Below are 22,086 nucleotides of genomic sequence, written 5' to 3'. Positions count from 1 at the left end.
CATGCAATACACAGATTCTTAATTTTGTTATAAGAAAGCAATTACCCCGGCATTACGATCCTGTAATACCGGGGCAATCACCGCTTATAATATTTTTATGGAAGAAAACACACCAATCTAAAATTTATTATTTACCATAGTATGCTTTCAGGTAAATCTCTTTCAGCTCTGCGATGAGTGGGTATCTCGGGTTTGCACCGGTGCACTGATCGTTAAATGCCTGCTCGCTCATCTCGTCAAGAGTCTCAAGGAAGTATTTCTCATCTACGTTATAGTCTTTAATCGTAGGTTTGATGTCAATGATCTTCTTGAGTTCTTCCAGTTTCTCCAGAAGTTTCTCAAATACTTCTTTGTCATCTTTTCCTGTCAGTCCCACGAAACGTCCGATCTCTGCATAGCGGGCCAGTGTCTTCGGATACTGATACTGCGGGAAAGTACCCATCTTGGTCGGAACTTCTGCTGCATTGTAGCGCATAACATCTGTGAGTACCAGAGCATTTGCAATTCCGTGTGGAATGTGATGGAAAGCACCCAGTTTGTGAGCCAGGGAATGGTTTACTCCGAGGAACGCATTTGCAAATGCCATACCAGCCATGCAGGAAGCGTTTGCCATGTGATCTCTTGCTTCTACATCATTTCCGTTTCTGTATGCTCTTGGCAGATAATCAAATACCAGTTTGATGGCACGAAGTGCAAGTCCGTCTGTATAGTCAGAAGCCATCATGGATACATATGCTTCAATTGCATGTGTCATAACGTCGATACCGGAAGCACTTGTCAGTCCTTTTGGTGCGCTCATCATGTTGTCTGTGTCTACGATCGCCATATCCGGTAACAGTTCATAGTCAGCCAGTGGCCATTTGATTCCTGTTTCTTTGTCTGTGATGATGGCAAAAGGTGTTACCTCAGAACCTGTACCGGAAGATGTAGGTACTGCAATGAAGTATGCTTTTTTACCCATTTTCGGGAATGTATAGATTCTCTTACGGATATCCATGAAGTCCATAGCCATGTCGTCAAAGTCTGCATCCGGGTTTTCGTAGAGAACCCACATGATCTTACCGGCATCCATTGCAGATCCACCACCCATTGCGATGATGCAATCCGGCTCGAATGCGCGCATTGCTGCTGCACCTGCTCTTGCAGAAGCGAGGGACGGGTCTGGTTCTACATCAGAGAAGCATGTATGAACGATTCCCATTTCATCCAGTTTGTCTTCAATCTTTTTGGTGTATCCGTTCTTGTAAAGGAAGGAGTCAGTTACGATGAAGCAGCGTTTCTTGCCCATTACGTTTTTCAGCTCATCCAGAGCAACCGGCAGGCAGCCTTTTTTGAAGTAAACTTTTTCCGGGGTTCTCATCCAGAGCATGTTTTCTCTCCTCTCAGCAACAGTCTTGATATTGATCAGGTGTTTCACACCAACGTTTTCAGATACAGAGTTTCCACCCCAGGATCCACATCCAAGTGTCAGAGACGGAGCAAGTTTGAAGTTGTAAAGATCTCCGATACCACCCTGTGAAGATGGAGTGTTGATCAGGATACGGCAGGTCTTCATTGCTGCTGCATGTTTTGCCATCTTTTCTTTCTCATTTACGTTGATGTACAGAGAAGATGTATGTCCATATCCGCCATCAGCTACAAGCTGTTCTGCTTTTGCGATTGCTTCGTCGAATGTTTTTGCCTTGTACATAGCAAGTACAGGAGACAGTTTCTCATGTGCGAATTCTTCGCTGATATCTACAGATTCTACTTCACCGATCAGGATCTTGGTTTCTGCCGGAACTTTTACACCTGCCATCTCAGCGATCGTAGCAGCTTTCTGTCCAACAATCTTGGCATTCAGCGCACCATTGATCAGGATTGTTTTTCTCACTTTTTCAATTTCATCTTCTTTAAGGAAGTAGCATCCTCTGTACTGGAATTCTTCCTTAACTGCTTTATATACGCCCTCGAGAACAGTTACGGACTGCTCGGAAGCACAGATCATACCATTATCAAATGTTTTAGAGTGAATGATGGAGTTTACTGCAAGACGTACGTCTGCTGTGTCATCAATGATAACCGGTGTATTTCCGGCTCCAACACCAAGTGCCGGTTTTCCGGAGGAGTATGCTGCTTTAACCATTCCAGGACCACCTGTTGCAAGAATGATGTCAGCTTCTTTCATTACAAGATTTGTCAGTTCCAGGCTTGGTACATCGATCCAGCCGATGATTCCTTCTGGAGCACCTGCTTTTACTGCTGCTTCAAGAACAACTTTGGCAGCTTCAATAGTGCTTCCTTTTGCACGTGGATGTGGGCTGATGATAATCGCATTTCTTGTTTTCAGAGCGATCAGAGTTTTAAAGATTGCTGTGGAAGTCGGGTTTGTGGTCGGGATAACTGCTGCGATCAGACCGATCGGCTCTGCAATTTTCTTGATTCCATAAACCGGATCTTCTTCAAGCACACCACAGGTCTTGGTGTTTTTATATGCATTGTAGATATATTCAGATGCATAGTGGTTTTTGATGACCTTATCTTCTACAATACCCATTCCTGTTTCTTCAACAGCGGCTTTTGCAAGCGGGATACGTGCTTTGTCTGCTGCAGTTGCGGCAGCTTTGAAGATCTTGTCTACCTGCTCCTGTGTGTAAGTGGCGAAAAGTTTCTGTGCTTCTTTCATCGCAGCGATCTTTGCTTCCAGTGCTTCCGGAGTGTCAATGATTGCCGGGATGTGGGTTTCTTTCTTTGCCATTTGTGAATCCTCCTGTTTTTCCTCTTATGATATGATCCTTATTTCCTTTAGTCAGACAAATAATTCTGTTAATTGATTAACGTTAATTATTTATCAATGTTTTGTATGTGCTTATTATACGGGTTCGTTAATGATTTGTCAATCTATTATTTGTTAAAATTTTAACCAAATTATCCTGTATATATTCTTTCTTTTTCTATAGATTCTACAAATCAAGGATATATTCGGGCTATAAAACATCGACTTGATGTATGGCGTATATCTCGATGCCTGGGATTTTCATTTAAACAAGTCATCCGCATCGGACTAAAGATACAAGCTTTTTCCGATGCCCGCTACCCCCATTTAAGCAGACCATCCGCATCGGGCTAAAGATACAAGCTTTTTCCGATGCCTGCTACCCCCATTTGAGCAGACCATCCGCATCGGGCTAAAGATATGAGCTTTTTCCGATGCCTGCTAGCTCTTCAAGGATGTTCCACAAGCATCGACTTACATATCCACACTTTTCTCGATGTAAAGCAGGCATTTTTGTCATATTTTTCCATCGCTTCTCATAGATTAAATGATGGGAAATGATCTCACCTGCAGGGTACGGACTGACACCACCGATCATGCGACGGTTCAGTTTAACCCCGATTTAACGCAAACAACGTACAGATTTATTATTGGAGGAGTATTTTAATGGGAACGGGCAATGCATTACGGGCAACAGAAACATTTACACTGATACAGTTAGAGGAAGAAAGACAGAAATTGAAAAAGAAAGAACTGCTTAAAAATATGCTGACGGACAGCGAATTCAGCATCAAAGGACAATGTGCGATCAATCTTATGATGACCAAGCTGGATATCATCAATACATTTTTACTGATGAAATACAATCGCAATTTTATACAGATGAAAACAGGAAGGCTCAAAAGCTATGACAGTGTCTGCAAGAAAATGCAGAAAAAAGGACTGGACCTGAATTTCAGCCAGGCACTGGAAAAGATCAATGACCTGATCGGTGTCCGTGCCGTATGTGCTTATGTAGATGATATTTATAAAGTGGCTGACCTGATCGAGAAACAGCAGGATATCCGTATCCTCAAAGTCAAAGATTATGTTCAGCAGCCAAAGAAATCCGGCTACCAGAGCCTTCATCTGATCCTGGAAATTGCGATTCCATTTCAAAAAGAAAACCAGTGGATCAAACTAGAACTGCAGCTTCGCACAGCAGCAATGGATTACTGGGCGAACCTTGACCATCAGCTTCGCTATAAACGCGGACAGAAACAGGCTGCCGTAATCAATGAAGAACTGCAGCAATGTGCATCTGTGATCACTCAACTCGATCAGAAGATGCTGGATATCCGGAAGAAAATCGATAAGATTTGATCAGCGGACGCGCTGCCGGCATCTCCTCGATATGCAATGCAACAAATGCAGGGGCATGACATAAAAAGTCAGCTCCTGCATTTGTTTTATATCCATATTTTGATCTTGCATCCTGCTTTGAGAATGCCTGATCTCACAACATCTATTTCACAATAAAATGATACAGTCTGCTCTGGAAATCTCCTCGCATATCCCGAATCAGAAATCCTGCTTTCATCAGCAGCTCTCCTGTATACTCTTCATCTGTACCCTCCAGGCAGTATGTCTTGTCCGGATCAAATCCATCCAGATAGATCTTGCGGCTGTGACAGTTTGCCTGTCCGAGTACCTGAACATAAGTCACAAGCACCTCAGAGCGGTCTTTTGCAGAAGATGCCCAGCAGTCATAGAGATGATTTTCTCTGTAAGAAGCAATTCGGAAGTAGTCACCCTCGCGGATCAGATCATGATACTTGTGATACATGGCTGTCTGCTCCGGGATCATGCTGCGCTCTTCCTCAGAGATCTTTGTGATATCCAGTTCATATCCAAAGGTTCCGGAAAGTGCCACATGTCCTCTTGTTTCAAACGGTGTCACTCTGCCTACTGTATGATTCGGACAATCGCTGACATGCGCACCCATCGCTGCCAGTGGATAGATCAGCTCCGTACCTTCCTGAATCAGCAGACGCTCGATCGCATCAGTATCGTCAGAACACCAGATCTGTGGGCTGTAATACAGCATTCCCGGATCAAAACGTGCACCGCCGCCGGAACAGTTCTCCAGAAGCAGTTCCGGAAATTCGCTTACCAGACGCTCCTGCAGTTCATAAACACCAAGTACATATCTGTGGAAAAGCTCCTGCTGGTCTTCTCTTCCAAGGTAAGTGCTTCCCATATCACTTAACTGGCGGTTCATATCCCATTTTACATACTCAATATTTGCACTTCTAAGGACTGCTGCCACGCATTCATAAACATAATCCCGGACTTCTTTTCTGGAAAGGTCCAGGACATACTGGTTTCGGCTCTGTGTTGCCTCTCTTCCGGTGATCTGGATCGCCCACTCCGGATGTTTCTTGTAAAGCTCAGAGTCCGGTGAGATCATCTCCGGTTCAAACCAGATACCAAATTTCAGGCCAATCTCGTTGACCTGGTCTACGAGGTTCTTAAGTCCGCCTGTGATCTTGTTTTCATTTACAAACCAGTCGCCCAGGGAACTGTCATCACTGCTTCGATGACCAAACCAGCCATCGTCCATGACCAGCATTTCAATACCGCATTTCTTCGCTTCGCGGGCAATATCGAGTAATTTTTCTGTATCAAAATCAAAATATGTCGCTTCCCAGTTATTGATAAGAATCGGACGTTTTTTGTGATTATAACTGCTGCGGATCAGATAATTTCTGTAAAAATCATGATAGCTTCTGCTCATCTGTCCAAGGCCCTCTCCAGAATAGGTCATTACCACTTCTGGAGCCTGGAACGCTTCTCCTGGTGCAAGTCTCCAGGAAAATTCCTCTCCATTGATACCCATGACCATGCGTACAGAATCAAACTGTGTCAGTTCTGCCTGCGCGGTAAAGTTTCCGGAATATACGAAATGCATAGCGTATACTTTGCCCTGTTTCTGTGTGGTTCCCGGTGTGACAAGTGCGATAAACGGATGTTCCTGATGGCTGGATTCTCCTCTTGCTGAAGAAACGATCTGTTTTCCATAATGGAGTCTGCCTTGCTGAATATGGCGCTCTCTCGCCCAGGAACCATGAAGGGAGATCATCTCGAAGTCCTCGTTGTCCATGTCGAGACATGCACTGTATATCTTTTCCAGTCGCACTTCCTGCTGTCCGCAGTTCTCGATCCGCACACTTCTCGTAATGATATTTTCTTTTTCAAATACAGAATAGGAAAGAAGCAGTTCCAGATGCAGGATCTCATCGTGGCAGTGGATATCCAGAGTCTCTACTTCCTCTTCTGTTCCAAAAGAAGCCGGCAGTCCCTCGAGTTTATGTTTTCCTTTATAAATTTCATGTGAAGTATAAAAGAACTCACTTCCCATACAGCCCTGGCTGTTACGGATATTGATGCAGCTCTCCCGGTAATCGCCTACGCCGCCAGATGGATATTCTATTGGATAAAAGTCAAGAAATGCTGATTTTTCTCTCTTATTAACAGATGGTATAAATGGGTGTTCCTCCATACGCAAAAGATAGTTGTCTACGTTCTGATTCAGTCTGTCTCCATAATAAATATGTCCCACATATCCTTCCGGTGAAAGCCCAATCAGGTAAGTACTCTTCTCTGTGTCCAGTTTGAAGATTTTTTTCTGCTTTTCATATGAGACTGCCATGATCCTGTTCTCCTTTATGATTTTTGATATTTTACTGTGTTTGTATTATTATTTTAATTATTTTTTAAGTTAATGTCAACTTAATTTACTCAAATCAAGCAAGTATCAAAGCGGATTTCGAATATCCGCTTAACTCTGAAAAGTCAGAAAAAAGGAAGCCGCATCGCACGACTTCCCTGATTGTCTATTTGTATTCATGACAATATGTTTCATAACTATCTTTTACGCACACTACTCTTACGTATATTTATTTTATAATCCATACTCCGCAGCCAGTTTCTTAAATTCCGGAAGGGAATTCTGAATCGTCTCATAAGAAACACAGTATGCCAGTCTCACATATCCCGGGCAGGCAAAGGAGCTTCCCGGAACCATGAGGATATTGTATTTCTTGCCGGCCTCACAGAACTGCTTCTCATCTGCGATCGGAGATTTTACGAACAGGTAAAAAGCTCCCTGCGGTTTGATGCATTCAAATCCGCATTCTTTGAGTCCATTGTAAAGTGCCAGACGGTTCCTGTCATAAGCAGCCACATCTACTTCTGCGTCTACACATTTCTGGATAACTTTCTGCATCAGGGACGGGGCATTGACGCTTCCGAGTACACGGTTTGCGATTGCTGCTGCTGTGATGACTGTTGCACTGTCTTCCAGCTCATCCGGGATGACCAGATAACCGATACGCTCACCCGGCAGAGACAGAGATTTGCTGTAGGAATATCCTACGACCGTATTCTTGTAGTATTTCGTCAGATACGGAACTTCCACGCCGTCATAAGCCAGCTCTCTGTATGGCTCATCAGAGATCAGATAGATTACAGACCCAAACTCCTGCTGTTTTTTCTCAAGGATCGCTGCAAGTTCTTTGATCGTCTCCTCGGAATAAACGACACCCGTCGGATTGTGCGGTGTGTTTACGATCACTGCACGGGTATTGGCTGTGATCTTTTCTTCCAGCTCCTTAAGATTCGGCTGAAAAGTTTCTGTGTTCGGTGAGATTTCCACAAGCTTGCCGTCATAGTTGCGGACATATGCACCATATTCCAGAAAATATGGTGCAAAAACGATCACTTCCTCTCCAGGATTCAGGATCGTCTTGAGGATCACGTTCAGACCGCTGGCAGCTCCAACAGTCATGATCAGATTATGTGCAGAAAAAGCGGTCCCGAAACGGCGGTTCAGAGACTGTGCGATCGTCTCTCTGACGTCTTCGAAGCCGGCGTTGTTCATATATCCATGAAGAACAGTCGGTTCTTCATTATTTACGAGATCTATGATCGCTTCGCGTACACAGTCCGGTGCCGGAACGCTTGGATTGCCAAGGCTGAAGTCATAGACTTTGTCTGCACCGTACTTTGCCCGGAGACGGTTTCCTTCTTCGAACATCATACGGATTGCTGAATTGTTCTGTACGAAAGGTTTCATTTTTTCTGCTATCATAATTTTGTGCCTCCTCTTATTTCTTTTATGCTCATATCGGGTCGGGTTCCAAGTTCTTACATTCACTTATGAGCAAGCTCATGTGGATTCAGAACTTTTGACCCTGGTATCGTATGTTATTTCTTTTTGCTGTGTCCGAATGAGATCCAGCCCACAAGTACCAGCATGGCGATGCCAACGATCATCCATGGGATCAGGTAAGCATTTCCCTTCGGCTGGAACATGTCATAGTAACCTTTGAGATAAATGATCGCTACAACGACCGGGATCACCCACAACATATAGTTTCTGATAAACGCCGGAAATTTCATTCCCTTTCCTGTATTGGCTTCCTTCAGGAAATTCTTCCATCCCCATCCATTCTTAGATGTGCAGAAAATCACGAAGATTACAGATCCAAGCGGCAGGATGTTGTTTGAGATAATAAAGTCCTCAAGATCCATGATAGTTGTTCCTTCACCAAGGATCTGAATTCCGGACCATGGTCCAAAGCCAAGGATTGCCGGCATGGAAAGGATAATGATCAGGACGATATTAAATGCAACAGCCTTGTTGCGCTTCCAGCCCCACAGATCCATTGCAAAAGACAGAATATTCTCGAATACTGCAATTACTGTAGACAGTGCCGCAAAAGACATAAACAGGAAGAACAGTGTTCCCCAGAGTCTTCCTCCTGACATCTGGTTGAATACGTTCGGCAGAGTGATAAATACAAGTCCCGGACCTGCTCCCGGCTCTACGTTGAATGCAAAGCACGCCGGAATGATGATAAGTCCTGCCATCAGTGCTACGAAGGTATCCAGGATCAGGATATTGATGCTTTCTCCTGCGAGGGTACGCTCTTTGCCCATGTAGCTTCCGAAGATCTCCATCGCTCCGATACCGATACTTAAAGTAAAAAATGCCTGTGACAGCGCCCCAAAGATCACGTTTCCAAGCCCAGCCTCACGAATATTGTCGAGATTTGGTACAAGGTAAAATTTCACGCCTTCCATCGCTCCGTCCAGAGTTACAGAATGCACAGCCAGTACCACGATCAGTGCCAGAAGACAGATCATCATAACTTTGGTGATACGTTCGATTCCGTTCTGAAGTCCCAGGGAACATACCCCAAATGCCAGCAGAACAGCTACGATCATCCAGCCGGTCATCGTTCCTGTAGATGTCATCAGATCTGAGAAAAAGCCTCCTACTTCCTCAGAAGTCGCTCCGCTCAGTTTTCCGGCTGCCATAACATAACAATAGTACATCATCCAGCCGGCAACCATGGTATAAAACATCATCAGCATATAGTTACCGATCATTCCCATATAGCTGTACTTATGGAAATTAGAACCCTCCGGCTCCAGTTTGTGAAATGCTCTTGCCGTACTCAGTCTGCTGCTTCGCCCTACTGCGAATTCACTTACAAGGATCGGCAGACCCAGCAGTACGAGAAAGACAAGATAGATCAGGATAAAAGCGGCACCGCCGTATTTACCTGTCATGTACGGAAATTTCCATACATTTCCAAGACCTACCGCACATCCTGCAGAAACCAGGATGAATCCAAGCCTTGATCCAAATGTTTCTCTTTCTTTCAAAAAAAGTTTCCTCCTCCGTTTTAATCAGCCTGTCTATTATAACACAAGGACAGTCCAATGTGAACTGTCCCTGTCGGATGTTTGAAACTCTTCTTCTGGTTTTTATAAATTTTCTCCGTTGTTCCGAATCATATCACGATACCAGTATGCGGAAGCTTTAAGAATTCTCTCCTGCGTCCGGAAATCCACATAAGCCAGTCCAAAACGTTCAGAGTAGCCTTTGGCCCATTCAAAGTTATCCATCAATGACCACTGGAAATATCCCCTCAGATCTATTTCTCCTGCTGCGCGTTTTAATTCATGTAAATATCTTGCAAGGAAATCAATCCTGTTCGGATCATGAACTTTTCCGTCCAGTGAGACAACATCATGACAGGAAATTCCGTTTTCTGTGATATAGATTGGTTTCTGATAGCGTTCATACAGGAACTTCGGTCCCCAGTAAAGAACTTCCGGTGTCACTGGCCAGTCAATTGCTGTCTTTGGAAATCCCTCATATCTTTTTACTTCTTCTGGTTTTCCATCTGCACCCATCCGAATGCATCTTCCATTATAAATATTCTGTCCATAGATATCTATTGGCTCCGAGATCAGTTTCATGTCTTCATCTGTAATCTTTGGAAGATATTTTTCATATCGTTCAAGTCCTTCTTCCGGATAATGTCCCAGAAGAACCGGATCTGACCACCACGGTATGTTCCAGGTCCAGTTACTGTCATCCGGCTGCAGTGAAAACATCATCTGCCTTGCAGCTTCAATATCTTCCGGTTTTTCTGTTTCCGGATAGCACATACCACAGGTTGGAGCATAGCCTATCGTAAGCTTCTGTTTTCCATACTGACGAAGCATCTGAACTGCTCTTCCGTGAGCCTTCATGACATTATGTGCCATCTCAAAAGTATCCCTGAGCGGCATCTTAAGTCCCGGTGCGTGAGCCCCCGTCAGAAATCCCAGTCCTACAAAGCACTGCGGCTCATTCAGCGTGAAATAGTTTGTCACTTTGTCGCTGAATCGTTCTGCAATCAGTTTCGCATATTCTCCAAACCATTCCACGATCTGTGGATTCATCCATCCGCCACGTTTATAAAGCTCATACGGAAGTTCCCAGTGATAGAGGGTAATATATGGTTCAATCCCATTTTCCAGAAGTTCATCGATCAACGCATTATAAAAAGCAAGTCCCTCTTCATTTACACGCCCAAAGCCTTCAGGCATAACTCTCGACCAGTCGATGGAAAATCGATAAGCCTTCAGACCGATTTCTTTCATGATCTGAACATCTTCACGGTATCTGTGATAATGGTCACATGCTGTTTTCCCCGTATGTTGTTCAAATACATGACCTGGCTGTGCAGTATAGACATCCCAGATATGCAGTCCCTTTCCTCCAGTGTTTGCAGCGCCCTCTATCTGATAGGCGCTTGTTGCCGCTCCCCATACAAAGTCTTTTCGAAATGCCATTCGTCCTTTCCTCCCTGTCTGAATATTTATGCTATTCCCATTCTTCTATTTTAAGCTTTTGTATGTAAGCAGTCAATTCATCTGCCATCTCCCGTGCTTCAGGAATTCTTAAGTGGCCCGGCGTGCCTTTTCCATTTCGTTTAAATCTGTACTGTGTGATCTTTGGATCATTTATTCTGTGTACTGCTTCCCCGATGCTCCGATCCCAGTTTTCGTCGTGTTCCAGTAATGTGGTACAGCAGATGATCTGCGCAGCCGGATACTGATTCCTCAGTTTCCGGAGAAACGCTTCATAATGGTCTCTCCATGTAGCAGATTTCTCTCCATCATAATTTTCTTTCATGTAGTCAACGGGATGACTATCGTTCTGACCTATCGCAACGATCACCACCTGTGGAGTATATCTGTCAAAGTCCCAATTGACTGCCGGTCCAAGAAGCGGATGATACTGGATCTTGTCCCAGGTCGATTCCATCCCCACTGCATCCGGCTCGCAGAACCATCCTGTTTTGTCCATAAGTGCGATTCCCCCCTGCGCGGTATCGTGAATCTGAGCATTCAGGTTTCTTGCTGTCATCCATGCATAAGAATACCAGCTGTTGGAATATTCTCCATTATGTTCCGGGTCTGTTTTTCCTACGTAGTCCATAGCCTCTGAAACCTCTCCTGCAGAAACAGAATCTCCGAACACTTCTATCTTTCGTTTCGGTTTCTCCGGCATATCAAGGAGTCTGGCATTTTCTTCTATTTCAAATCCAAGTATTGTCAGTTCATGACAGGAATCCTGTCTTTTGAAAAAAAACACCTCATGTTCACTGTCTGCATTTTCTTTCACCGGAATATCCAGCACAGCTTCCCCGGATTTCGGAAGCAGCAGAGCTGTCTGCTCCCCGTCAAGTATACATCCCAGAAAATTATCCCAATATGCATTTTTGTTTTTCACTGAAATTTTCAGGACATTACCTGTAAATTTCATTCCTACAGAAGTACATGGATAGACAAAAACAGGTGCCTTTGGATCTGTGGTATCAATCCTTCCACAATACTGTAGTTTTTTATGATCTGCTTGAATCCGCATGCTTTTATTTCTCCCTCATATTCTTATATTACTGTAAACAAGGACAGTCCGAAACGGACTGTCCCTGTTACATATTGAAAATCATTTTATACAGTTGTCACAAGTGCTTCAAATGCACCTTCCAGTTCATACTCGCCGGTATTGGCTGTGACAAAGAGACTGTCTCCTTTTTTGAAACTCAGTGTGTCATCTTTGTCGCGGATCGTTCCTTCTCCTTCCATGACGAGAATGCTTACGAAAGAAGTCTTATCGATCTCGCCGAATACTTTTTTGACGCGCTGTCCGTCGAGGACGAGCTTGTCTACAGTGAAATACGGGCAGGATACGATATGCGGCTCGAAGGATTTCTTACGGAGGATTGGAACGGTCTTCGTTACCTGAAGAGCTTTCTCGATATGAAGGTCACGTTCCTTTCCGTCTGGTCCCTTGCGTCCGTAATCGTAAACGCGGTAGGTCACGTTGGAGTTCTGCTGAATCTCAGCGATCACATTTCCTTTGCCAATCGCATGGATCGTGCCAGGTTCGATGAACAGTACATCTCCTTTCTGAACTTCAACTTTGTTCAGAACTTCTGGAAGTGTTTTGTTTTTGATGCGCTCCTGGAATTCTTCTTTGGAGACTTCTCTGGAAAATCCATAGTATACGAAGGAGCCTTCGTCGCATTCCATGATGTACCACATTTCGGTCTTTCCATACTGCCCTTCATTCTTGAGCGCATAATCATCATCCGGATGTACCTGAATGGAAAGATCTTTCTTCGCATCGATAAATTTAATCAGGATTGGAAATTCATCATATTTTCTGGCATGTGTTCCGGTGACTTTTTTTCCTTCCATAAGGATATACTCGGAGAGAGTGTCTCCTTTGTACTCTCCGCTGTCCACATAGCTCGGACCTGCCGGGTGGCAGGAAAGTTCCCATGATTCTGCCAGAATATCTCCATCATACTCTTTTCCGTACTCTGTCTTGAGCTTTGTGCCGCCCCAGAGATAATCCTTAAAACTTGGTTTCAGTTTAATGATCGCCATAATAATTTATCCTCGTTTTCTTACACAAATCAATCTGAACTGTTTTTAGCGGATGCCCAGTTCTGTATCTTCTTCTCTTACCAGACTATGCTCTTTGATGTAGTCGATGATCTCGTCAACGGTTGTAAATGCGACACCAACATAGCTGTCTGCTGCGCCGTAATACAGAGCGATCCTGCCTGTCTCAGAGTCATGAATGGTTGCACATGGGAAGCATACGTTCGGAACAAATCCACGTTCTTCATACCATGTCTCCGGTGTCAGAAGGAAGTTTTCACAGCGGTATTTTACTTTAGACGGCTCGTCGATATCCAGGATCGCACCGCCGATAGAATAAACATATCCGTTGCAGGTTCCGGTTACACCATGATAGAAAAGAAGCCATCCTTCACTTGTCTCGATCGGAGCTGCACCGCCGCCGATCTTGACGGACTGCCACCATTCCGGTGTTTTTCCCATTACATGACGGTGTTTTCCCCAGTAAGTCATATCCGGGCTTTCGCTCAGGAAAATATCACCAAACGGTGTGTGCCCGCTGTCAGACGGTCTGGAAAGCATTACATAATTTCCATTGATCTTTCTTGGAAAGAGAACTGCATTTCTGTTAAATGGGATGAATGGATTTTCAAGTCTTGTGAAAGTCTTGAAATCAGTTGTCTTTGCAAGTCCGATGGATGCGCCGTAAAAATCCTGGCACCAGATCAGATAATATGCATCTTCTACTTTTACAAGGCGCGGGTCGTATGCGTATTTCGGCATGAAAGATTCGCCTTTTTCATCGACAAAATTGATTTTTTCTTTATTGAATTCCCAGTGAAGTGCATCTTCACTTCTTCCGAGGTAGATAAACGGAACACCATTTGTCTGCTCTCCACGGAATACGCCGATAAATTTTCCTTCGTATGGGATAACAGCACTGTTGAAGATTCGTGCTACACCCTCTACCGGGTTACGGTCGATCACCGGATTTGCTGTGTAACGCCAGAGCGGTGCTCCTGTAAGATTTTCCGGTTTTTCCTGCCATGGCATGTTTGGTACTGCCGGGCTGATCATTTTATATTTACTCATTCGGATTTTCCTCCTGTTATTGGTTGATTTAACTTCTTCAGAACTGTCTTTATTCTGCCTCTCTCTGAAGAAGTTCCAGGTTTTTGGCGATCAACTCGCATCTCTGTTTTACACAGTCCGGGGAGCGAAGCGGATCTTCCGGTGTGTTGAAGAGATAGTCTTCCATCTTGTTGATCGTTGTCGTTGCAACATGCATTCTTGTGTCACAGGATGCATAGTAGATGAAGATCTTTCCATCCTCATCTGCGATCGCACCATTTGTGAATACAACGTTTGAAACATCTCCGACACGCTCCTCACCAAACGGTACAAGGAATACACCGGACGGCTGTGCGATCACTTTTGACGGATCGTTGAGGTCTGTTGCAAATGCATAGAGTACATAGCGAAGTCCTGCTGCTGTATTGCGGACACCGTGTGCAATGTTGATCCAGCATTTTTTACCACGGATCGGAACTGCTCCGGCACCGTTCTTGGACTCTGTCAGAGTGTGGTATACTCTTCTGCTGATGATCTTTTCTTCATCGATCACTGCATGTTCGATATCCTCACAGAGACCAAATCCGATTCCACCGCCGCTTCCTGTCTCAATGAAGCCATCCATCGGACGTGTGTAGAATGCATACTTGCCGTCTACGAATTCCGGATGAAGGACAACGTTTCTCTGCTGTGGGGAGCGAAGAGTCTTAAGATTATCCAGACGCTCCCAGGTCTTTAAGTCTTTCGTTCTTACGATTCCGGCCTCTGCAACTGCTGCGGAGAGATCGTTTGTGGTGGTGTCTTTGCTCTCAGAACAGAACACGCCGTAGATCCAGCCGTCCTCATGCTGCGTCAGACGCATATCGTAAACATTGGTTTCTTCCGGGCAGGTATCCGGCAGAACGACCGGGTAATCCCAGAAATGGAAATTGTCGATTCCGTTGTCACTCTCTGCCACTGCAAAGAAAGATTTACGGTCATTTCCCTCTACACGAACAACGATGAGATATTTTCCGTTGAGTTTGATCGCACCGGAGTTCATAACTGCATTCACGCCAAGTCTTTCCATGAAGTCCGGGTTTGTCTCTGTATTGAGATCATAACGCCAGGTAAGCGGGATAAAATCTCTTGTCAGGACCGGATATTTATATCTGTCATAGATTCCGTTGTAGAAATCTGTCTTTTCATTTTTGCGCTCAATGATCTTTCGCTGTTTTTCTGCTTCAATATAATAATTCTTATGCAACATCTATATTTCTCCTTATTACTTCCAGGCACATCCTTCCATTATGGTAAGGGCATTTCCATGGTTCTATGATCGGTCTGTCTTCGTAAGGTTTTCCGTCTTTGTCCACAAGCCAGAACCATTCGGAACCATTTCGCCTGTCGATCACGTATTCTTTGATGTACTCCCAGATGCTCTTTGATGCTTCCAGGTATTCTTTCTTTGAAGTGTCATGCTGATATCCGTTCAGAAAACCGATCACACCTTCTGCCTGCACCCACCATACACGGTCCGTATCGACCACACCTTTTTCGCACTCGTTACTGAGTGAATGTCCGTCAAAAGCAGTCTCGTAGATCTGCTTTGTAAGAGCTTTTGTGATCTCGCCGATCTTTTTCGTATAGCTTTCTTCCCCAAGCACTTCTGTTCCATAATCGAGAAGCCATGCTGTCTCAATGTCATGTCCATAGGAATGAAGATCGATCAGGGAATTGTAATGTGCGTCAAAAAATACTTCCTGCCTCTTGAGGACCGGATTGTAGATCTTGTCTGCGATGATATCCATCATCCACTCCAGACGCGCCTTCACATCTTTTCTTTTTGTCACGCGGTAAAACTCTGTATATGCCTCAAATACATGAAGCAGAGTGTTCATCGTCTTGTCCGCGATAACTCCGTTTTCGGAAAGTTTGTCGTTTTCCACCGGCTGGAATTTCCGGTCAAAAGCTTCCAGATATCCTTCTGCATCCGTGCATTTTGATTCAATGATGTCGTAGATCTCTGATGCAAGCTGAATGCTTTCCTCATCACCTGTCGCATCATAATATGCAGACAATGCATAGATACTGAACGCCTGATTGTATGTGTGCTTCGTGGTGTCTTCCGGTGTTCCGTCATATTTTACAGACCAGAAAACACCGCCGTACTCTTTGTCCACACAGTGCTCTTTCATAAATTCGTAGCCGTGGATGGCTTCTTTCAGAAGGCTCTCATCACCGAGAACCTTGTATGCCTTTGAAAAAAACCATGTGATACGGCTGTTCAGGATACAGCCTTTGACTGCTTTCTTGTCCAGTCCAAGGTTGTAATCCATATATCCGTAATATCCGCCAAATTCATCATCGCGAACAGATTTCCAGAAAGGAATAATTCCGTTCACAAGATGCTCTTTTATTTCGTTTATCATATTCCTTCTGCTCCTTTGTCCATCAGCCTTTGACTGCACCTGCTGCAACACCGCTGTAGATCTGGTTCTGGAAAATAACGAATACGATCAGGGCAGGAAGAAGAGAGATGATAACACCTGCGCAGATCAGATTGTACTGATTTCCCATAGGACCCGTAAATGTATACAGGGAAGTTGCTACTGTACAGAGTTTTGTTTTATCCTGCAGATAAAGCTGTGCACAGTAATATTCATTGTAAGTATTGGCACCTTTCAGAATGATAGATGTCACGATTGCCGGTTTCAGAAGCGGAAGAAGGATCTTACGGTAAATGGTAAAGTAAGAAGCTCCATCCAGATATGCGGATTCGTCGAGGGAAACCGGAAGGTTCTCAAAATACTGGATAAAGATGTAAATAGAAATAACATCTGTTCCACACATCATGATAATGTAACCATAAAGGGTGTTTACAAAATGCAGATTTACCATAATTTCGTAAACTGCTACCTGCATGGCAACTGCCGGAAGCAGAGCCGCAAAAGTAAACAGATTACGGATCAGGGCATTTCCGCGGAATTTGAAACGGTTCAGTACATATGCAAGCTGTGTTCCAATGATAATGGAGATTAAAAGGACTGCTACCAGAATGATCAGGGAGTTTCTGAATGCAGTCAGCATGTTTGCTTTGGTAAAGGCTTTCACAAAGTTATCAAAATTCAGCCAGCTCTGTGGCAGAGTCATAACATTTGTGCTCTTATATTCTGCATCTGTCTTAAAAGCAGTGATCACGCAGGAAACGATCGGAAGAACTGCCACAAATGCAAAGAAAATCAGGGAAAAATATTTCACGATCGTCCAGATCACAAAGCCTGCACTGTAATGTTTTTTTCTTTTTGCAGGAGCTGCTGCTGTCTGTGCCATATCCTAGTTTCCTCCTTTCGCGGAAGCTGCAAGTTTTGCTGCTTTTTTCTTTTTCTTCTTCGCATCATATGCTTCATCATCTGCACTTGCATTTCGGAAGATATACTTGAAAAATGCATCCTGCAGGAATTTCGCTATGATGATGATCACGAGCAGGAATACCGCCATTGCGGATGCAAGACCAACTTTCTGGTTGGTATGTGCGATCGTGTTCATAACTACGAAGAATGTTCCGGTTCCGTTTGCACCGCTGGTGATAACGAACGGAGCCTCAAATGCACTTAATGCACCTGTGATAGACAGGATAATATTCAAAGTTACGATTGTCTTGATACTTGGCAGGATAATGTATCTGAACTGCTGGAACTTGTTTGCTCCATCCAGATCTGCCGCCTCATAAAGTGCTCCGTCTACAGACATGATCGCACCAATAAACAAAACCATATTCTGACCGAAGTATCTCCATACGGAAGATGCCACCAGTGACCAGTTGTTGATAGACTGATCCTTCAGCCAGTATGGCAGATTGTCAAGCTGGAATCCGCACCACTGAAGAACAGTATCAAATACGAATCCACGAGTATAAAAGAATTTAAAGATAAATCCGATCGCAATACCATTGATCAGATAAGGGAAAAACATGAAGCCCTTAAAAAGATTTCCGCATTTTACCTTCATGCTTAAGATCGTTGCCAGGTAAAGTGCGATCACAAGCTGGATGATAGAACCTGCCATATAATACAGGCAGAGTTTCAGAGCTCCGAGGATATCATCACGCCTGAAGATTGCTCTGTAGTTATCAAGTCCGACAAATTTTCTTGTTCCTACATATTTCATCTTGTAGAAACTGAATTTCACCATTTCTGCAAATGGAAGATAAGTAAAGGTGAACAGTAATATCAATGGGATAATGATAAAAGCAAGGATAACGATCGTCTGCTGTCCTTTTTTGCTTTTTCGCCACTGTGTGAATCCACTCTGTCCCATAATTTCCCTCCTTACATTTTCAGGCGGGGGTTATCTTTCCCCGCCTGAAGCATTCAAGTTACGGTTTACTCCGTTCTGTTTATTCGTTTACTTCTACTCCATCAGTATCCTGAGCATCGCTCCATGCCTCATTCCACTCTGTCATGATGTCATCAAATTCTTCATCACCGTTTGCTGCATGCTCTACGATTCCCTGGATCTTTTCGTTTCCGCCTGCGCCAACCATCAGCTCAGAATCTGCATTCAGTTCATTCAGGAGGTCTTCTTCACCTTCCAGTGCCGGTTCATTGGAAATGAACTCTACGTTGTTTGCTGTAAACTCATCGTATACGGATGGGTACTGTTCATCACCAACTGCGATCGGGAGTCCGCCTTCGTTGTAGGAGTACTGGGATTTCTCTGTCATCCATTTTACAAATACCATTGCTGCTTCCTGTTTTTCTGCATCATCTTCTGCGTTGATACCGAAGCAGTAGTCTTCGTCTGCCGGTGAATACTGTTTTCCGTCTACTGTGATCGGGAATGCGAAGTATCCGATATCGTCAGCGTTGTCGCCTGCACCCTGCATCTGCGGGTAAGCCCAGGAACCAAGTACCATTGTTCCGATCTGACCGTTGTTCAGCATACCTTTGCTGCTCTCCCAGTCTGTTGTTGTGTAGTCGTCTTCTGTAAGTCCGTTTGCAACTGCATCGTAGAGGATCTTGTATACGTTGTAAGCGCCTGTTCCGTCGCCCTTGTCAGCAAATGGATCTTTTGCATGCGGGAATTCCTGGTTTCTGTATTTTGCATCGCCTGTTGCAGCTACGCCAATATAGTCATCCCATGCACCCATTGTCCAGCCTGCTGCGTAGTTTGTGTAAAGCGGGATCGCATCTGTGTTATCTTTGATCGCCTGAAGATCTTTGATGAAATCCTCTGGTGTCTTAGGTGTCTCTGTGATTCCTGCATCTGCAAATACTTTCTTATTGTAGAGGACTCCACGGCCGACAACAGTTACCGGGATTCCGTATACCTGTCCGTCATACAGCCATCTGTTTGGATATTTTACCTGCTCGCTTACAGAATCTACATCACCATAAGAAAGGAAATATGTAGAAAGATCTGCTTTGTCAACTTCCGGGATCATCATGATGTCACCCCAGTCACCACCCTGCAGACGAAGCAGAGAATCCTGTGCGTAATCGGTGATTCCTTCGATCTCTACATTGATGTTCGGGTACATTTCATTGAACTCTTTGAGGTATGCATCCCAGTTTTTTCCTGTGTAATCAGCATCCAGCATATCGGTTCTGTTTGTCAGAAGTTTCAGGTCCGCGCTGAGGTCTGTGTAATCCTCTCCAAGTTTGATGTCTGCGTAATTCAGATCACCATCTGCAAATACGACTGTGGAACCTCCTACTGTGGCCATAGATGCTGCCATGACTGCTGCAAGGCTAACGGCTGTTACTTTACTCCATTTCATTTTTGTGTCCTCCTTCTGGAATTCTTTAAAGTTGTTTTGCTTACGTTTAACTTTAATTTAATTATATATATCCACTTAATTTTTGCATTAATTATTTTTGCTAATTATCATATATTCTTGATTAATCTCACATTTTCATGTATTATATCCAATTTTTATAATTGTTTTTTGTGCATATTTTTTATGGATTTCTTGTTGAAAATCTTTTAAAATTGATTTGAATTAATTTTTAGTTTATTTTAGCTTATTTATTGATTAATCTGCTGGGAGGACTTTATATGGATACAGTAAATTTTAAGGAAATCTTTCTTTCTTCTATTCATAATCGTAAAATGGTAAACATAGAATATTCTGCTGAATTTCTGCTTCCTAATATTTACCGGTACTCACCACTTCCGGAACCAGCTCTTTCCGTTTCTGACTTTCTGCATCTGTTAGGCGGTGGAAATCTGAACGCTGACTCCCCATTTGCGTTTCATTTTTCCCCTATAGAATGTGGACTCCTTCTATATACTGACAGCGGCGTTGGACGGATCACAACCGCCGGAGGTACAGAATATTCCGTTGCAGACAACCAGCTGCTTTTTTTGAATTGCAATCAGTCTTTTACACTGCAAAGCATTGTCCTTCCATGGAATTTCAAATTGTTTTTTATCGATGGAAACAGTCTTTCCATGTATATAAACATTCTCCATAACCAGAAAAGCAACTGTTTTCATATTACTTCCGTCTCACCGATCCTCCATGATCTGCGTTCTCTTCTGTCTGTCCGCCAGAAGCCGGATATTTCGGATCTTCTGTTCATGCACCGCAATCTGACAGAAATCCTGGCACTTCTGTGCACTTCCTGCTATCCTGCACCCACTACGGATCCTTCCAATGCCGCCTGGTATCTGATTGAAATGAAAGATTTTCTGGACAATCATTACCCGAAAGATTTTTCACTCAGACAGTTTGAGGAGACTTTCAAGATCAACCGTTATCGCCTCTGCCGTGAATTTTCTGCCTGCTATGGACTTCCGCCTCTGCAGTATCTGACACGAAAACGTCTGGAAGAAGCAAAAAAAATACTGCTTACCACAGATTTTTCCATCCATGAAATAAGCAGTATGATCGGTTATGAAAATACAAACCACTTTATTAATTTGTTCAAAAAATACGAGTCTATGACACCGGGAAAATTCAGACAAACGGTACAGCAGGGGCAATCCGTTTCACGCTGTCCCTCTCCACAAACTTACCCGGCAACATAAAGATACCGGTGGAATAATTGTCATTTCTCAGCTTATGAAGAATGATGTGAACGGTGCGCTTTGCCATTTCTTTGGTGTTGATCTCATAGGTCGTAAGCCCGACACCGCCGAACTGATCCGGAATATAATTATCGAATCCGATCACGGAAACATCCTCCGGAACAGAATAGCCATTCTGTGCCAGTTTCTGGATCAGCAGGCTGGCTGTTCCATCACAGTTGCAGAAAAAAGCTGTCGGCATTTCTTTTGGAAGTTCAAATTTATTCTGCACATCCACAAATCCGGTCTCTCTGTCACGGTCATCCAGGATCCAGTCCTCATGAACCGTCATGCCATGCTCCATCATCGACTTGAGATATCCGAAGAAACGGTCATCAATACTGGTCGTGGAAAGTCTCGTTCCCACAAATCCAATCTTACTGTGTCCCATCTCAAACAGATAGTTCGTCATCTCATATCCGCCCATCAGGTTGTTGGAAACCACACAGTCAGTAACTTTGCCGCGTCCCGTGGTATCCAGATTCACCGTTGGTACCGGAATATTTTCTGCAAGAAATTCCGCATAGCCATGCTTAAACTCACCCATCACGATCAGACCGTCTGCCTTCTTCTCAAGGATGACCTTCGGGAGTTCACTTCGTTTCTCCACTTCATGGCTGATTACCTCCAGCATCGGGAAACAGTTCCGGGAGATCGCCCATTTGGAGATCTCCTGATAAAGTTTCCAGTAAAAGGACTGATTTTCCCCAAGATATCTGTCTGCAACAATAACACCGATCGTAAAGCTCTTCTCTTTGCTGCTCTCGATCTGACTGTCACTCCGTTTGTATCCCATTTCATCTGCCAGGCGGACGATCTTCTCTCGCATTTCCTCGCTGACACCTTTCTGTCCGGAAAGTGCCTTGGAGACCGTAACCGCACTGACATTCAATTTTTTTCCTATATCTATTAATCTGACCGTTTTTGCCATCTGTTAAACCTCTTTTTTA

At 44.0% G+C, this 22,086-nt stretch carries 16 protein-coding genes; 2 read left to right on the top strand and 14 right to left on the bottom strand.

Annotated elements, in window-relative coordinates; genetic code table 11:
* Nucleotides 1–127: 127 nt before the first annotated feature.
* Nucleotides 128–2,737: a bifunctional acetaldehyde-CoA/alcohol dehydrogenase gene (adhE, locus tag KQI91_RS03105; RefSeq protein WP_216391418.1), complete on the bottom strand. Its 2,610-nt coding sequence runs from the start codon at nt 2,735–2,737 to the stop codon at nt 128–130.
* Between the two features lie 684 nt (nt 2,738–3,421).
* Between adhE and KQI91_RS03100 the strand changes: the two genes are divergently transcribed.
* Nucleotides 3,422–4,117, top strand: coding sequence for a GTP pyrophosphokinase (locus KQI91_RS03100; protein ID WP_216391417.1), 696 nt, complete (start codon nt 3,422–3,424; stop codon nt 4,115–4,117).
* A gap of 142 nt (nt 4,118–4,259) precedes the next feature.
* On the opposite strand, the gene KQI91_RS03095 is transcribed toward KQI91_RS03100, so the two are convergent.
* From KQI91_RS03095 to KQI91_RS03040, 12 genes are all read right to left on the bottom strand, one after another.
* The gene (locus KQI91_RS03095; protein ID WP_216391416.1) at nt 4,260–6,446 is read right to left on the bottom strand and encodes an alpha-galactosidase; all 2,187 of its coding nucleotides are present in this window, start codon (nt 6,444–6,446) and stop codon (nt 4,260–4,262) included.
* 252 nt (nt 6,447–6,698) lie between these two features.
* On the bottom strand, nt 6,699–7,886 hold the full coding sequence (locus KQI91_RS03090) for a pyridoxal phosphate-dependent aminotransferase (protein ID WP_216391415.1): 1,188 nt from the start codon (nt 7,884–7,886) through the stop codon (nt 6,699–6,701).
* Between the two features lie 116 nt (nt 7,887–8,002).
* Nucleotides 8,003–9,469: a sodium-dependent transporter gene (locus KQI91_RS03085; RefSeq protein WP_216391414.1), complete on the bottom strand. Its 1,467-nt coding sequence runs from the start codon at nt 9,467–9,469 to the stop codon at nt 8,003–8,005.
* A 102-nt stretch (nt 9,470–9,571) separates the two neighbouring features.
* Nucleotides 9,572–10,930 carry a GH1 family beta-glucosidase gene (locus KQI91_RS03080; protein WP_216391413.1) on the bottom strand — a complete coding sequence of 453 codons (1,359 nt, stop codon included), beginning with the start codon at nt 10,928–10,930 and terminating at the stop codon, nt 9,572–9,574.
* Nucleotides 10,931–10,961: 31 nt separating this feature from the next.
* Nucleotides 10,962–12,008 (bottom strand): GDSL-type esterase/lipase family protein, encoded by a 1,047-nt coding sequence (locus tag KQI91_RS03075; protein WP_216391412.1) that lies wholly within the window; start codon nt 12,006–12,008, stop codon nt 10,962–10,964.
* Between the two features lie 86 nt (nt 12,009–12,094).
* The gene (locus KQI91_RS03070) at nt 12,095–13,036 is read right to left on the bottom strand and encodes a type I phosphomannose isomerase catalytic subunit (protein WP_216391411.1); all 942 of its coding nucleotides are present in this window, start codon (nt 13,034–13,036) and stop codon (nt 12,095–12,097) included.
* Between the two features lie 45 nt (nt 13,037–13,081).
* A complete protein-coding gene (locus KQI91_RS03065) occupies nt 13,082–14,104 on the bottom strand; it encodes a glycoside hydrolase family 130 protein (protein ID WP_216391410.1) in 1,023 nt (340 codons plus the stop codon).
* A 49-nt stretch (nt 14,105–14,153) separates the two neighbouring features.
* On the bottom strand, nt 14,154–15,332 hold the full coding sequence (locus tag KQI91_RS03060; protein ID WP_216391409.1) for a glycoside hydrolase family 130 protein: 1,179 nt from the start codon (nt 15,330–15,332) through the stop codon (nt 14,154–14,156).
* Nucleotides 15,322–16,494, bottom strand: coding sequence for an AGE family epimerase/isomerase (locus KQI91_RS03055; RefSeq protein ID WP_216391408.1), 1,173 nt, complete (start codon nt 16,492–16,494; stop codon nt 15,322–15,324). Before KQI91_RS03055 ends, KQI91_RS03060 begins: the two co-directional genes overlap by 11 nt.
* A gap of 22 nt (nt 16,495–16,516) precedes the next feature.
* Nucleotides 16,517–17,395 carry a carbohydrate ABC transporter permease gene (locus tag KQI91_RS03050; protein ID WP_216391407.1) on the bottom strand — a complete coding sequence of 293 codons (879 nt, stop codon included), beginning with the start codon at nt 17,393–17,395 and terminating at the stop codon, nt 16,517–16,519.
* A gap of 3 nt (nt 17,396–17,398) precedes the next feature.
* Nucleotides 17,399–18,382, bottom strand: a complete 984-nt coding sequence (locus KQI91_RS03045; protein ID WP_216391406.1) for a carbohydrate ABC transporter permease — start codon at nt 18,380–18,382, stop codon at nt 17,399–17,401.
* Nucleotides 18,383–18,461: 79 nt separating this feature from the next.
* Nucleotides 18,462–19,844 (bottom strand): ABC transporter substrate-binding protein, encoded by a 1,383-nt coding sequence (locus KQI91_RS03040; protein ID WP_216391405.1) that lies wholly within the window; start codon nt 19,842–19,844, stop codon nt 18,462–18,464.
* Between the two features lie 278 nt (nt 19,845–20,122).
* Between KQI91_RS03040 and KQI91_RS03035 the strand changes: the two genes are divergently transcribed.
* Complete coding sequence (locus KQI91_RS03035; protein WP_216391404.1) at nt 20,123–21,097, top strand: helix-turn-helix transcriptional regulator; 975 nt, start codon at nt 20,123–20,125, stop codon at nt 21,095–21,097.
* On the opposite strand, the gene KQI91_RS03030 is transcribed toward KQI91_RS03035, so the two are convergent.
* The gene (locus KQI91_RS03030) at nt 21,027–22,067 is read right to left on the bottom strand and encodes a LacI family DNA-binding transcriptional regulator (RefSeq protein ID WP_216391403.1); all 1,041 of its coding nucleotides are present in this window, start codon (nt 22,065–22,067) and stop codon (nt 21,027–21,029) included. The genes KQI91_RS03035 and KQI91_RS03030 overlap by 71 nt on opposite strands.
* Nucleotides 22,068–22,086 lie beyond the last annotated feature (19 nt).

Origin of the sequence: Blautia sp. MSJ-19, from assembly GCF_018918125.1 — a bacterium.
GTDB lineage: Bacteria > Bacillota > Clostridia > Lachnospirales > Lachnospiraceae > Blautia_A.
The sequence above is the reverse complement of the archived record's forward strand: the minus strand, read 5'-3'. Positions and strand labels throughout refer to the sequence as shown.

Bases quoted from the DNA above. Each gene is read 5' to 3' on its own strand.
- adhE (WP_216391418.1), bottom strand. From the start codon at position 2,737: ATGGCAAAGAAAGAAACCCACATCCCGGCAATCATTGACACTCCGGAA.
- KQI91_RS03100 (WP_216391417.1), top strand. From the start codon at position 3,422: ATGGGAACGGGCAATGCATTACGGGCAACAGAAACATTTACACTGATA.
- KQI91_RS03095 (WP_216391416.1), bottom strand. From the start codon at position 6,446: ATGGCAGTCTCATATGAAAAGCAGAAAAAAATCTTCAAACTGGACACA.
- KQI91_RS03090 (WP_216391415.1), bottom strand. From the start codon at position 7,886: ATGATAGCAGAAAAAATGAAACCTTTCGTACAGAACAATTCAGCAATC.
- KQI91_RS03080 (WP_216391413.1), bottom strand. From the start codon at position 10,930: ATGGCATTTCGAAAAGACTTTGTATGGGGAGCGGCAACAAGCGCCTAT.
- KQI91_RS03075 (WP_216391412.1), bottom strand. From the start codon at position 12,008: ATGCGGATTCAAGCAGATCATAAAAAACTACAGTATTGTGGAAGGATT.
- KQI91_RS03070 (WP_216391411.1), bottom strand. From the start codon at position 13,036: ATGGCGATCATTAAACTGAAACCAAGTTTTAAGGATTATCTCTGGGGC.
- KQI91_RS03065 (WP_216391410.1), bottom strand. From the start codon at position 14,104: ATGAGTAAATATAAAATGATCAGCCCGGCAGTACCAAACATGCCATGG.
- KQI91_RS03060 (WP_216391409.1), bottom strand. From the start codon at position 15,332: ATGTTGCATAAGAATTATTATATTGAAGCAGAAAAACAGCGAAAGATC.
- KQI91_RS03055 (WP_216391408.1), bottom strand. From the start codon at position 16,494: ATGATAAACGAAATAAAAGAGCATCTTGTGAACGGAATTATTCCTTTC.
- KQI91_RS03050 (WP_216391407.1), bottom strand. From the start codon at position 17,395: ATGGCACAGACAGCAGCAGCTCCTGCAAAAAGAAAAAAACATTACAGT.
- KQI91_RS03045 (WP_216391406.1), bottom strand. From the start codon at position 18,382: ATGGGACAGAGTGGATTCACACAGTGGCGAAAAAGCAAAAAAGGACAG.
- KQI91_RS03040 (WP_216391405.1), bottom strand. From the start codon at position 19,844: ATGAAATGGAGTAAAGTAACAGCCGTTAGCCTTGCAGCAGTCATGGCA.
- KQI91_RS03035 (WP_216391404.1), top strand. From the start codon at position 20,123: ATGGATACAGTAAATTTTAAGGAAATCTTTCTTTCTTCTATTCATAAT.
- KQI91_RS03030 (WP_216391403.1), bottom strand. From the start codon at position 22,067: ATGGCAAAAACGGTCAGATTAATAGATATAGGAAAAAAATTGAATGTC.